Origin of the sequence: Azospirillum lipoferum 4B (assembly GCF_000283655.1) — a bacterium.
Lineage (GTDB): Bacteria > Pseudomonadota > Alphaproteobacteria > Azospirillales > Azospirillaceae > Azospirillum > Azospirillum lipoferum_C.
This window is the reverse complement of the sequence record NC_016624.1, coordinates 331,654-344,809: the sequence shown is the minus strand read 5'-3', so window position 1 is coordinate 344,809 and position 13,156 is coordinate 331,654. Positions and strand designations below refer to the sequence as shown.

Genomic DNA, 13,156 nt, shown 5'->3' with positions numbered 1-13,156 from the left:
CCGGCGTTCCGGCGGGGGAGCGTGACGGCCCTCCGGGTCGGCCTGCAGGACGCTCAGGACGCTCAGGCTGGGGGGCCGGCCGGCACCGCTTCGTCCGTCTGCGCCGCCGCCGCCCGTCCGTCCGTGGCGACCAGAAGCAGGAGAACCACCAGCGCCGTGAAGAACTGATAGGATTGCAGGATGTTCAACGGGCCGTCCGCCAGACTGTTCAGCGGATGGAAGAAGTCGTTGCTCATGATCGCGAAGGCGACGCCCAGGACCAGCAGGTCCCGCAGGCCGCGGGAAACGCCCCGCCGCGCGCGGTCGATCAGGACGAACAGCAGGAAGGCGAAGGCAGGCAGCATCACCCCGTAATGCGGCACCCAGGAAATCGGGGATCCCATGGTGAAGCACAGCCCCGCCACCAGGAAGGATGCAAGCCGGTCGCCGGCCCGCGCGCTGCCGCCGAGCTGCCACAGCAGGCCGAACAGAAAGAACAGGAGGCCCGACAGCAGCGTCGCCGCATGCACCAGCGGGTGGTAGGGGGCGAAGGCGCTGCCCCGCCATTCGGTGTCGCCGTTGGTGGTCGACAGCAGATTGGGGCCGTTCTGCAGCAGGCGGTGCAGCAGCCCGTTCACGGTCTGGTTCGGGAAATAGCTCTCGCCATGTTGGCCGAGGAAGGAGAGGACGTCCAGGTAGTGCAGCGACGGTCCGAAGCCGTAGAGCGCGCAGGCCGCGGCGAAGCCCGGCCCGACCACCGCCGCCCAGCCGGCCGCGAAGCGCCATTCCCGGCGGATCAGCGCCCAGACCAGGAACAGCGACATCTGCGGCTTGATCAGGGTCGATGCGCCGAGAAGGGCGCCGGCGAGCGCCCGCCGGTCGCGCAGGAAGAACAGGGCGGCGAAGATGAAGGCGGTGTTCAGCCAAACCTGGATCTGGCCGACGGCGAAGGCCTTCACGATCGGGTAGAAGCTGAGGGTTCCGACGACGCCCAGGGCGGCGAGGGTGAGGCGTCCGATGCCGTTGCGTGCCGTCCTGTCATATCCCATGCTGACGGCCAGGTCGCGCATCAGCAGCGCCATGCCGACAGCCGCGGCGACGACCATCAGCAGATTGGCAAGGGCGTAGACGCGCAGGTGCAGCAAACCCACCGCCGACATTGCCTCCATCACCAGCAGCGAGGTCAGCGGGTATTGGAACTTCACGTGCTGGGTGAAGAAGACCGCGTCATAGACATTGCCGTTCCCATGGTCCCGCAGCCATGTGAAGGCGGTCATCATCGGCTCCCAGGAATCGAGCGGGAGCCGTTCCGGCGAACCGGCGAAGATCAGGATCAGCACGTCCCAGACCGTCGTGTCCCCGCTCCCGCCGTCCAGATAGGGCCGGAACACGACACCGATCAGGGTATCGGCGCACAGCACGAACAAGAAAGCGATAACGAGAACCCAGGCCGCAAACCTGTGGGCGCGGTTCGGGTCTTCCACCTGTCCGATGCAGCCCTGTCGGGCTCCGTCCACGGCACGCGAGACTCCCTTCGATGCCATCGATGTCCACTCCCTGGCGTTTTTTGCGGCTCAGTTCGCCGTGAGGCCGCAAAAATACGCCGGGAGGCAGGGGTTCTGGAATGTGCCCTACCCGTGCCGGACCGGAGTAATGCCATTGGCTGCCGGCACTCCGCGGCGGTAGCCGAGTACCAAGTTCAATCGGCAGCCGGCCCGTTCGGGCACCGGCGGGCGCAGGCCGCGGGTCAACCCGGCTTGCCTTCCTCCCTGTTGCGCGGACGCTTGCCTGCATCGTCCTTCGGGGTCGGCGGCGCGGCATGCTGGTCCGGCAGGTCGCGGCGCTGTCCGGTGCCCTCGCCGACGGTGACGGTGGTCGACGGTCCGCCGCCGACGGCGTGCGGCAGGTCGTCCGCGCTGCCGGTTCCGACACCCATGCCCTGGCCGGCCCGTCCGGGGGTGAGCGGCCCGCCACCCTGTGCGCCCGGATTGGGACTGTCGGCGTTGGAGACCTGCCGGTCGCGATCCTGATCCTGGTTCTGGTCCTTGTTCATGCTGTCCTCCCGGTTGGTGCTCGCCCTTCGGCCAACATGCCGTCCGCTCGGGAGTTCCGGCTTCCGTCGGACGGGGAGGGGGCGGAACGGCCGTGCGGGGGCGCGGTTGTCGGTTGGCGGCGGGGGCGGCAGCGCCCGGACGGCCGCCGCGGAGCATGGAGACCCGACGATGGCAGACCCTTCGCAGACCGCCGCCGGTGCCGGGCGCAGCGGCGGCCCGCCCACATATCCACCGCCCCAGACCGCCGGTCTCAGCGCCGTGCTGGAGCGCAACATCCAGGCGCTTCAGGCCCGCCGCAAGCGGGAGGAGGTGGAGGCCACGCTTCAGGACCGCATCGCCGACCGGATCACCCGCTTCACCGGCAGCATGCGCTTCGTCTACCTGCATCTGCTGCTGTTCGGCGGCTGGATCCTGGTCAATCTGGGCTGGCTGCCGGTGGTCAGGCCGTGGGATCCGTCCTTCGTCGTGCTGGCGATGATCGCGTCGGTGGAGGCGATCTTCCTGTCCACCTTCGTCCTCATCAGCCAGAACCGCATGGCCGCGGTGTCGGACAAGCGCGCCGACCTCGACCTGCAGATCAGCCTGCTGGCCGAGCATGAACTGACCCGGCTGGTGACGCTGGTCTCGTCCATCGCCGACCATCTGGGGGTGAAGACGGAGGTCGACGCGGAACTGGACGTCATCCGGCAGGATGTCGCCCCCGATGCCGTGCTGGACGAGATCGAGGCGACCCAGGCGGAGGAAAAGCGGAAATGACCGGCCGTGCGGAGACATCCGGCAACCCGCCGTTGCCGAACGCATGGAGGTTATGCGTTTAGGGAATCCCTCGGTCCTGCATGTGATATTGTTCTGGAGGCGAAGAATATCCTAAGGTCAGGCTACCCCCATTTCGGGCTTGGCGCAGACCACGTCCCGACAGAGACCAGCTCAAGGCCCCCGGTGACCGACGGTGATGGCGTCCTCTCACATAATCGTCGGTGGCGCCACCTGGTTCTACCTGTCGAGCCGGTACGGGATGACCTTTGACCCGGTCGCCTTCGGCGCGGCGATTCTGGGGGCGCTGGCGCCGGACATCGATCATCCGAAATCGACTCTGGGACAGATGGTGAAGCCGCTGTCCACCGCGGTCTCCAACATCTTCGGACATCGCGGCGTCACCCATTCGGCCCTCGCCATCGCCGGATGCCTGTGGGTCCTGCATGAGCATGCGGCCTACCAGCACCTGCTGATCCCCTTCATCGTCGGCTATCTCACCCATCTGGCCGGCGACCTGCTGACTCCGGCCGGGCTGCCGCTGCTGTGGCCGATCAAGCGGCGGCGCAACTTCGCCCTGCCGGTGCTGAAGACGGGCGGATTTTCCGAACAATTGGCGGTGACGCTGATGGCGGGCTGGATGATCTCCGGCCTGTTCGCCGGCGGCTGGCCGCAATTTCCGCTGGAACGCCCGTGGCGCTCGGTCGTCGCCGCGGCGCAGACCTATCTGGGGGAGGGCGGCGAGAAGTCCGCACCCCCGGTTCCCCTGCGCAAGCCGCCGGAAAGCAGCCGTACGAAGCCGCTGAAGGGCTGAATCCCGGCCGTTCGGGCGCTCCGCCCCTCATCCCGACGAATCTGCGGAATCTAGGCCGTCGCTTCCGCTACGGCGTCGGCAACAGGGCTGCATTGCCGACATTTGTTCGGCAAAAACGAATGCGCTGGCCGGAAGGTCTCGAAAACAGGCCAGATGTTCTGGCAATTCAGCATCATGCTCATAGTTCATTCTGAACGAAGGCGCATATTCAGAATTTAATTTGGCAAAATGGCGGAAATACCAGTTGGAAAGGATCCCGGAAAATCGGTTAGCCTGACAGGCATCGGATCGACCTCCGCAACCCGCCGGACATGGGCTTTCCGAAGCCGCCGCTCCACGCCCCCCCGACCAGAGCCAGCCACGCGATGAACCAGATGACCGACCCGAGCGTTGCTCCCGCCTCCGAGCCGTCCTTCGCCAGTGGGGTCCTCTCCAGCGGAACCGGCCCCTTCGCCGCCTTCGCCCCCGTCGTTCGTCCTGCCGGTCCGCTGCGTCAGGCGATCACCGCCGCCTATCGCCGGCCGGAGCCGGACTGCGTGGCGTGGCTGGTGGAGCAGGCGACGCTGCCGGACGAGGTGACCGCGGCGGCGGCCCAGACCGCGCGCTCGCTGATCGCGGCGCTGCGCGCCAAGCCGCAGGGGCGCGGGGTGGAGGGGCTGATCCACGAATACAGCCTGTCGAGCCAGGAAGGCGTGGCGCTGATGTGCCTGGCGGAGGCGCTGCTGCGCATCCCCGACCGCGCCACCCGCGACGCGCTGATCCGCGACAAGATCTCCGGCGGCGACTGGCGCGCCCATCTCGGCAACAGCCCGTCGCTGTTCGTCAATGCCGCGACCTGGGGGCTGCTGGTCACGGGCAAGGTGACGGGCGTGCTGGGTGGCGAGCAGGCACTGTCGTCGGCGCTGACCAAGCTGATCCTGCGCGGCGGCGAGCCGCTGATCCGCCGCGGCGTCGATTTCGCCATGCGGATGATGGGCGAGCAGTTCGTCACCGGCCAGACCATCGACGAGGCGCTGTCCAACAGCCGCAAGATGGAGGCGGAGGGCTTCCGCTATTCCTACGACATGCTGGGGGAGGCGGCGACGACCGCCGCCGACGCCGACCGCTATCACGCCGACTATGAGAAGGCGATCCACGCCATCGGCAAGGCGTCGGCCGGGCGCGGCATCTATGACGGCCCCGGCATCTCGATCAAGCTGTCGGCCCTGCATCCGCGCTATTCCCGTGCCCAGGCGGGCCGGGTGATGGCGGAGCTGCTGCCGCGCGTGACCGAGCTCGCCCGACTGGCCCGCCGTTACGACATCGGCCTGAACATCGATGCCGAGGAGGCCGACCGGCTGGAGCTGTCGCTCGACCTGCTGGAATCGCTGTGCTTCGACCCGGATCTGAAGGGCTGGAACGGCATCGGCTTCGTCGTGCAGGCCTATGGCAAGCGCTGCCCCTATGTCATCGACTTCATCGTCGATCTGGCCCGGCGCAGCGGCCACCGGCTGATGGTGCGTCTGGTGAAGGGCGCCTATTGGGACAGCGAGATCAAGCGCGCCCAGGTCGACGGGCTGGAGGATTTCCCGGTCTACACCCGCAAGCTGCACACCGACGTGTCCTATGTCGCCTGCGCCCGCCGGCTGCTGGGCGCGCCCGAGGCGGTGTTCCCGCAGTTCGCCACCCACAACGCCCAGACTCTGGCGACCATCTACCGGATGGCCGAGCAGATGAACGGCGAGTTCCAGGTCGGCCAGTACGAGTTCCAGTGCCTGCATGGCATGGGCGAGCCGCTCTATAAGGAGGTCGTCGGCCCGCTTCAGCGCCCCTGCCGCGTCTATGCCCCGGTCGGCACGCACGAGACCCTGCTGGCCTATCTGGTCCGCCGCCTGCTGGAGAACGGCGCCAACAGCTCCTTCGTCAACCGCATCGCCGACAAGAGCGTGTCCATCGACGATCTGGTCGCCGACCCGGTGGCGCAGGCCCGCGCCGCCCTGCCGATGGGCGAAAAGAACCCGCTGATCGCCCTGCCCAAGGATCTCTTTGGGGCGGAGCGGGCAAATTCCGCCGGCCTCGACCTGTCGAACGAGACCACGCTGGCCGAGCTGTCCACCGCGCTGCGGGACAGCGCCGCCGTCGCCTGGACCGCCGCCCCGCTGCTGGCGGACGGCGAGCGCCGCGGAGCCGCGCAGCCGGTGCTGAACCCGGCCGACCATCGCGACGTCGTCGGGCACTGCGTCGAAGCCACGCCGGCCGACATCGCCGACGCCTTCCTGTTCGCCGAGGCTGCGGCGCCGGTTTGGGCCGCCACCCCGCCGGCCGAGCGCGCTGCCTGTCTGTTCCGTGCCGCCGACGAGATGCAGGCACGCATGCCGACCCTGCTCGGCCTGATCATCCGCGAGGCCGGCAAGTCGACCGCCAACGCCATCGCCGAGGTGCGCGAGGCCATCGACTTCCTGCGCTACTACGGCGCCCGTGTCCGCGACGGCTTCGGCAACGACACCCATCTGCCGCTGGGGCCGGTGGTCTGCATCAGCCCGTGGAACTTCCCGCTCGCCATCTTCTCCGGTCAGGTCGCCGCGGCGCTGGCCGCCGGCAACCCGGTGCTGGCCAAGCCGGCCGAGGAAACCCCGCTGGTCGCGGCGGAGGCCGTGCGGATCCTGCACGCTGCCGGCGTTCCCGCCGGTGCGGTCCAGCTTCTGCCGGGTGCGGGCGAGGTCGGCGCCGCCCTGGTCGGCCATGCCGGCACCCGCGCGGTGATGTTCACCGGCTCCACCGAGGTGGCTCGCCTGATCCAGCACCAGCTGGCCGAACGCCTGTCGCCGGACGGCGCACCGATCCCGCTGATCGCCGAAACCGGCGGCCAGAATGCCATGATCGTCGACAGCTCCGCCCTGGCCGAGCAGGTGGTCGGCGACGTCATCGCGTCGGCCTTCGACAGCGCCGGGCAGCGCTGCTCGGCCCTGCGCATCCTCTGCCTGCAGGAGGATGTGGCCGACCGCACGCTGACCATGCTGAAGGGCGCGATGCGGGAGCTGCGCATCGGCAGCCCGGACCGGTTGGCCGTCGACGTCGGCCCGGTCATCAGCGCGGAGGCGCGCGACGGCATCGCCCGCCACATCGAGGCGATGCGCGCCAAGGGCCGCCGGGTGGAGTCCCTGCCGCTGCCGGCGGAGACCGCCAACGGCACCTTCGTCGCGCCGACCATCATCGAGATCGACGGCATTGCCGACCTGGAGCGCGAAGTGTTCGGCCCGGTCCTGCATGTCCTGCGCTTCCGTCGTGACGATCTGGACCGGCTGGTCGATGCCATCAACGGCACCGGCTATGGCCTGACCTTCGGCCTGCACACCCGCATCGACGCCACCATCGACCGGGTGACCAGCCGGATCGAGGCCGGCAACCTGTACGTCAACCGCAACACCATCGGCGCGGTGGTGGGCGTACAGCCCTTCGGCGGCCACGGCCTGTCCGGCACCGGCCCGAAGGCCGGCGGCCCGCTGTACCTGTCCCGCCTGCTGTCCGTACGTCCGTGTCTTGACCTGGGCTTGCGCGGCAGCGACGCCGTACGTGCGCCGGCCCACGCCCTCGCCGGCTGGCTGGCCGATCAGGGCAAGGCGGAAATCGCCACCGACATACGGACGTTGGCGAAGCATTCCCCTGTCGGCGGCAGCGTCGAGCTGGCCGGCCCGGTGGGTGAAAGCAACGTCTACAGCCTGATCCCGCGCGGCCGCATCCTGCTGCTGCCGCAGACGGAGGACGGGCTGTACCGGCTGCTGGGGGCGGCTCTCGCCACCGGCAACGAGGTGGTGGTGGATGGCGACTCTGCGGTGACCGCCGGCTTGAAGAGCCTGCCGGCGGAGCTTTCGTCCCGTGTCCGGGTGAGCGCGAACTGGCTGTCCTTCGGCGCGCTGGCCGGTGCGCTGGTGGAGGGCGACGCCTTCCGCCTGCTGGCCGCCAACCGCCGCATCGCCGAACTGCCCGGCCCCATCGTCCTGACCCAGGGCGTGCCGGTGGGTGGCGAGGGGGTGGAAATCGCCTGGCTGATGAACGAGCGCTCGCTCAGCACCAACACCACGGCGGCCGGCGGCAACGCCAGCCTGGTGGCGATGAGCTGAGGACTAGCGTGCGATGCCAGCGGTCATCATCGATGACCGCTGGCATGAGCCTCACGTCTTAAGGAGCAGCCCATCGAAATCCCTCTCCCCAGGGGGAAAGGGAAAGCGACGGCGGCCCATTGAGCAACGCAGCGGCTTACGACCCGATCACGCCGGCGTCTTGCTTGGTGATGGCGACCACGGACGGCCGCGGCGGCATGTTGGGCTTGAAGTCAGGCCAACGGGTCGCCGGGTCTTCAAAGGTCGATTTGCGGCCGAACGGCTTGTAGAGATCGACACCGTCGGTGGCAGGGTGCTGCACCGCGACGAACAGGGTCTTGTCGTCGGGCGCGAACTCCGGCCCGCACATTTCCGCCCCCACCGGCACGCGGAAGAACATCATCGATTTGCCGCGCAACGCGCCTTCGGTCTCCACCGCGTAAACGCCGTCGGCCTTGCCCGACGCCTTGAACCAGCCTTCGCCCTGGTCGGTGGTGATCCACAGCCGGCCCTGGTGATCGACGGCGCAGTTGTCGGGGCAGGAGAACCAGCCATTGTCGGAGGTGGCGGGGTTGAACATCGCCCCCACCGCGCCGTCCTTGGGGTTGCCGCCCTTGAGCAGAATGTTCCAGGTGAACTTGGTGGCGGCGTGGTCGCCGTCCGGCGGCAGCATCTCCACCACCTGGCCCCACAGGTTGCCGGCGCGTTCGTTGGCGGCGTCCACCTGTTCGGCCTTGCGGCGGGAGTTGTTGGTCAGCATGACGTAGATGGCGCCGGTCTTCGGGTTGACCTCGACGTCTTCCGGGCGGTCCATCTTGGTGGCGCCCAGCTTGTCGGCGGCGAGACGCGCCTTGATCAGCACTTCGCCCTGATCCTTGAAGCCGGCATCGGCGGTCAGGCCGTTCTGGCCATGCACCAGCGGCAGCCATTCCAGCGAGCCGTCGGCATTGTAACGGGCGACATGCAGCACGCCGTCGTCCAGCAGCGTCATGTTGTGGGCGCGGTCGCCTTCGACGTATTTCTTGGCCGAGACGAATTTGTAGACGTAATCGAAACGCTCGTCGTCGCCCATGTAGGCGACCACCCGCCCGTCCTTGTTGACGGCGACGGAGCAGGCCTCATGCTTGAAGCGGCCGAGCGCCGTGCGCTTGATCGGGGTGAAGGTCGGGTCGTAGGGGTCGATTTCGACGATCCAGCCGAAGCGATTGGCTTCGTTGGGTTCTTTGGCGACATTGAAGCGGTCGTGATAGACGCCCCAATTGTACCACTTGCCGGGCACGCCGTAACGGTCGGCCTTGGGCTTTTCCTCGTCCGACCAGAAATAGCCGTTGAAGTTCTCTTCCGTCGTCAGCCAGGTGCCCCACGGCGACATGCCGCCGGCGCAGTTGTTCAGCATGCCGCGGACCTTGGTCCCGGTCGGGTCGTAGGAGGTCTTCATCAGATCATGGCCGGCGGCGGGGCCGGAGATGGCGCACTCGGTCTCGCCGGTGATGCGGCGGTTGTACTTGGAGGCGGGGTCGTAGGTCCACTTGCCGCCGACCTTCTTCACCTCGACCACGCTGCCGCCGTGAGCGGCGATTTCGATATCGACCAGTTCCTTGGTCATTTTGACGAATTTGGCTTCCTGCTGTTCGCCGCCCAGACCGGGGAACATCACCTCTTCGTCGGTGTACTCGTGATTGACGCACAGCAAGCCGTGATCGGGGGTTTTGCTCCCCCGCGGCAGCGGCGCAAAGCCGAGATAATCGTTGTTGTAGCCGAATTGCAGCGCCTGGGACGCCGCCGACTGCTTCAGCGGATCGAAGGCCGGGGCGCCCGGGACCACCGGGTCGCCCCAGCGAATCAGCACGTCGGCGCTGTAGCCGGGGGCGACGTGGTGGGTTTCATCGACGCCGAAGGAGACTTCCGAAAAGGTGAAGGACGGCTTGGCGGCTTCGGCCGCGGCTTCCTTCGACAGCGCCGCCAGAGCGGCGGGACCGGCGACGGCGGAAATGGCGGAAACCGCCAGCACGCCGCGCAGCATGTCGCGGCGGCCGAAGCGCGCGGCGATGACGTCGCCCATGGTGGGGTTTTCGGTCGGATTGCTGCCGATGTCTTCGGCGGCCTGATAGCCCTTGACGTCGCTCATTTTGCTAGTCCCCCGGGGTGGAAGTTTGAGCGCACCATAGGCGGGGCCGATGACAACCATGTTACGTTTATGTTGGCGATGAATGAAGGCGGAGAGGATGGGGCGGGCGCCCTCCCGGTTGCCCCGATCGCGCGAGAACAGGCGCACACCGTCGTCGTTCCAAATCGGACCCATGGTCTTCCTCCTCGATTGCCAGGCAAACACATGCGGCGGCCACGAACCTCCCCGCGGCATGCGCATGCCTGCCATCACGGTCGCACTGCGGTACGCCCGCGGCGGATCCGGCTAAGGTCCTGAATCTTCATCGTCGCCGTTCGGGCCATCCATGCGTCTCATCTTCCTGCTCGGCCTCGCCGGGTTCGCCAGCGCCTTCTCCCTGCGCACCACCGATCCGATGCTGACGCTGATCGCCGACGACCTCGGCGTGACGGTGCGGCAGGCGGCGCTGCTGGCGTCGGCCTACACGCTGCCCTATGCGCTGATGCAGATCGTGCTGGGACCGGTCGGCGACGCCATCGGCAAGTCGCGGCTGGTGCGGCTGGCGCTGGCCGTGCTGACGGTCGGGCTGGCACTGTCCACCATTGCGCCGACCTATGGCACGGTGATGGCCGGGCGCATCCTGGCCGGGGCCTTCGCCGGCGGCATCATCCCGGCCTCCATGGCGCTGATCGGCGACCGCGTGCCCTATGAGGAGCGCCAGATCGCCATCAGCCGCTTCCTGCTGGCGGTGATCCTGGGGCAGATGTCGGGGTCGGCCGTGTCGGGCGCGCTGGCCGAGGCGTTCGGCTGGCGCATGGTGTTCGGCCTGTCATCCGGTCTGACCGCGCTGATCTGCGTTGCCGCCCTGATCGGGCTGGCGCGCGAGGTGGAGACGCGCTCCCCCCTGTCGGTGGCGGATGCGCAGCGGCGCTACGCCACCGTGCTGACCAACCCGGCCTCGCTGATCGTCTTCGCCACGGTGGCGGCGGAAGGGCTGCTGATCTTCGGCGTCTTCCCCTTCGTGGCGCCGGTTCTGATGGAGCATGGCGCGGCCGGCGCCTTCCAGGCCGGGCTGACCATCGCCGCCTTCGCCATCGGCGGTGTCGTCTACAGCGCGGTGGTGCGGCGAATGATCGCCTCGCTCGGCCAATGGGGCATGATGAAGGCCGGCGGTCTGGCGGCGGGGCTGGCCTATCTGGTCATCGCCTTCCCGGTGCCCTGGCCGGTGGTGAGCCTTGCCTTCCTGGTCGCCGGCTTCGGCTTCTACATGCTGCACAACACCATGCAGACCCAGGCGACGGAGCTGGCGCCGACCGCCCGCGGGTCGGCGCTGGCCCTGTTCGCGTCCTGCTTCTTCATCGGCCAGGGGATCGGGCCGGTTCTGTACGGCTTCATTTCCACCCACACCGGCTTTGCGCCGCTGTTCCTCGGCGTCGGCGCGCTGACCGCCGGGCTGGGCTTCGCCTCGGCCCGGCTGATCCGGCGTGGATGAAAGGACGGGCTTCGGCCGCTGGCCCGTCGTCGGGATTTACGCTTCAACTCGATTCGGATTTCGCGCAATCAGAATTAGCGGGCCAAAAGGATCTTGTATCCTTTTCCATGCATGCACTTGGTAAGGTGGCTGCCAAGCGAGACAACCGGAGTGCTGAGTTCGCAGTCGGCAAGGTCGCGATTGTATTTGACGATGTCGACGCCTTCCATATCGACAATCGGAGCTTCAGCCTTGGTCACACAGCCGGCGAGGATGGTCAAGGTGACTGGAGCGGACAGAGCAAGCAAAGCCAAGCGAATCATCAAGCCTTTTTCCTTTTCCGGAATTTTGATGTGAAGGGTGTCGTCGCGACAACGTGCACGATGCCGCGGAGCAGAGCGCGATAAACGCAGGGATGCAAGGAAAAGCTGATCGCATGCATTCATGAACATCTTAGGATTCTGGCATCGACCGTCACAGGCAAGCCCGGATATAGGGCCGGTTCGCCTCCCACAGCTCGTCCAGGATGGCAACGGCCGCCGTGCTGGAATTGATGACGGGGTCGATCAGCAGGGCCTGCAGCGCCAACTCCTTCGACCCGTGCAATGCCGCCTCCACCGACAATTGCTGCACGTTGGCCTGGACCGACAGCAGCTTGACGATGCCGTCGGGCAGGCGGCCGAGCGAGATGGGATGGATGCCGGCGGCGTCTGCCACCAGCGGCACCTCCACCGCCAGCTCGTCGGGCAGGCCGGGGATGACGCCGCGGTTGATGACGATGCCGCTCTCGATGAAGCGCTTCTGGTTGTGCAGTTGGCCGGCGATCACCGCCACCGCCCGCTCGCCCCAGGACGGCTTGGTCCAGTCGTCGGGGATTGGTTTGCTGCCGTCGATCACCCCGTCCATCAGGTCGCGCAGGATGATTCGGCCGTCTTCGTCATGCTTGAAGTCGAAGCCGTGCTCGCCGGCTTCCCAGCCATAGGGCAGGAACTCGCCGGTGTGGTCGTCGCTGGGCGTCACCCACAGGCCAAAGGCGTGGAACAGGCGCCGCGCCAGCGGGGTGAAGGACGGGTCGTGCGTCGCCTCCCTCTCGCGCAGCAGGGGGTAGAGATCGCGGCCCGTCGCCTTCTCGCGAATGGCGGTCAGCCATTGGAAATGGTTCAGCCCGGCGCCCCAGACATCCACCTCCTTCTCGGCCATGCCCAGGATCTGGCAGATGAACCAGCGCGCCAGGAAGATGCCGTGGCAGAGCCCCAGCGTCCGCACGGAGGTGCAGCGCGACAGGCCCAGGACGATGCGGCTTTCCGGGTTGGACAGGTTGATGAACAACGCGTCGGGGCAGATCGCCTCGACGTCGCGGACGATGTCGACGATCAGCGGCAGGGTGCGCAACGTAAAGAACAGCCCGCCGGGGCCGCCGTTCTCGCCCAGCGTGTGGCGGATGCCGTGCTTCTTCGGCACCTCGAAATCCAGCCGCCACAGCCGGTTGCGGTCGATGGCGATGGCGCACAGCACGAAGCCGGCGCCCTGCAGGGCGGCCTTGCGGTCGGTGGTCTTCTCGATGGTGATGCCGGCGTCGCCGTGGCGGTTCATCACCTCGGCCAGCGCCGCCATGCGGTCGAGCGCCTCAGTGTTGGTGTCGACCAGCGTCAGGGTGCTGCCGGCAAGTTCGGTGGTGGAGAACAGGTCCTGGAACAGGCTGAGCCCGAAGGCGGCGCTGCCGGCACCGATGAAGACGATCTTGGTGGTGTTTGGCATGTCGGGTTTCCTCCGTTGTCGGAGCGGCTGATCGCCGTCTTGTCGGAACAGGCTACGCCTTTCGGGCAGGTCCGCACAGGGCCTGCGTGCAACCACCTGCGGCTGCGCCACCGCGTCGCGCCCGGACCGTTCGCATGCTTG

Annotated in this window: 9 protein-coding genes; 4 read left to right on the top strand and 5 right to left on the bottom strand. The window is 67.6% G+C overall.

Features of this window, described 5'->3' with window-relative positions:
* Positions 1-62: 62 nt before the first annotated feature.
* Together AZOLI_RS28575 and AZOLI_RS28570 are read right to left on the bottom strand one after the other, a co-directional pair.
* Positions 63-1,523, bottom strand: coding sequence for a glycosyltransferase family 87 protein (locus AZOLI_RS28575; RefSeq protein WP_014250142.1), 1,461 nt, complete (start codon positions 1,521-1,523; stop codon positions 63-65).
* 203 nt (positions 1,524-1,726) lie between these two features.
* On the bottom strand, positions 1,727-2,032 hold the full coding sequence (locus AZOLI_RS28570; RefSeq protein ID WP_014250141.1) for a hypothetical protein: 306 nt from the start codon (positions 2,030-2,032) through the stop codon (positions 1,727-1,729).
* A gap of 169 nt (positions 2,033-2,201) precedes the next feature.
* On the opposite strand from AZOLI_RS28570, the gene AZOLI_RS28565 reads away from it, so the two are divergent.
* From AZOLI_RS28565 to putA, 3 genes are all read left to right on the top strand, one after another.
* Positions 2,202-2,789, top strand: a complete 588-nt coding sequence (locus AZOLI_RS28565; protein ID WP_014250140.1) for a DUF1003 domain-containing protein — start codon at positions 2,202-2,204, stop codon at positions 2,787-2,789.
* A gap of 196 nt (positions 2,790-2,985) precedes the next feature.
* Positions 2,986-3,600 (top strand): metal-dependent hydrolase, encoded by a 615-nt coding sequence (locus AZOLI_RS28560; protein ID WP_014250139.1) that lies wholly within the window; start codon positions 2,986-2,988, stop codon positions 3,598-3,600.
* A gap of 365 nt (positions 3,601-3,965) precedes the next feature.
* On the top strand, positions 3,966-7,700 hold the full coding sequence (gene putA / locus AZOLI_RS28555) for a trifunctional transcriptional regulator/proline dehydrogenase/L-glutamate gamma-semialdehyde dehydrogenase (protein ID WP_014250138.1): 3,735 nt from the start codon (positions 3,966-3,968) through the stop codon (positions 7,698-7,700).
* A gap of 136 nt (positions 7,701-7,836) precedes the next feature.
* Here putA and AZOLI_RS28550 read toward each other — a convergent pair whose 3' ends face one another.
* On the bottom strand, positions 7,837-9,807 hold the full coding sequence (locus AZOLI_RS28550) for a PhoX family protein (protein WP_014250137.1): 1,971 nt from the start codon (positions 9,805-9,807) through the stop codon (positions 7,837-7,839).
* Between the two features lie 325 nt (positions 9,808-10,132).
* On the opposite strand from AZOLI_RS28550, the gene AZOLI_RS28545 reads away from it, so the two are divergent.
* The gene (locus tag AZOLI_RS28545) at positions 10,133-11,278 is read left to right on the top strand and encodes an MFS transporter (protein ID WP_014250136.1); all 1,146 of its coding nucleotides are present in this window, start codon (positions 10,133-10,135) and stop codon (positions 11,276-11,278) included.
* Between the two features lie 74 nt (positions 11,279-11,352).
* Here the strand turns inward: AZOLI_RS28545 and AZOLI_RS31980 are convergent, their stop codons facing one another.
* Complete coding sequence (locus AZOLI_RS31980) at positions 11,353-11,709, bottom strand: hypothetical protein (protein ID WP_162488500.1); 357 nt, start codon at positions 11,707-11,709, stop codon at positions 11,353-11,355.
* A 22-nt stretch (positions 11,710-11,731) separates the two neighbouring features.
* Positions 11,732-13,015, bottom strand: coding sequence for an alpha-galactosidase (locus tag AZOLI_RS28535; protein WP_014250134.1), 1,284 nt, complete (start codon positions 13,013-13,015; stop codon positions 11,732-11,734).
* Positions 13,016-13,156: the final 141 nt, after the last annotated feature.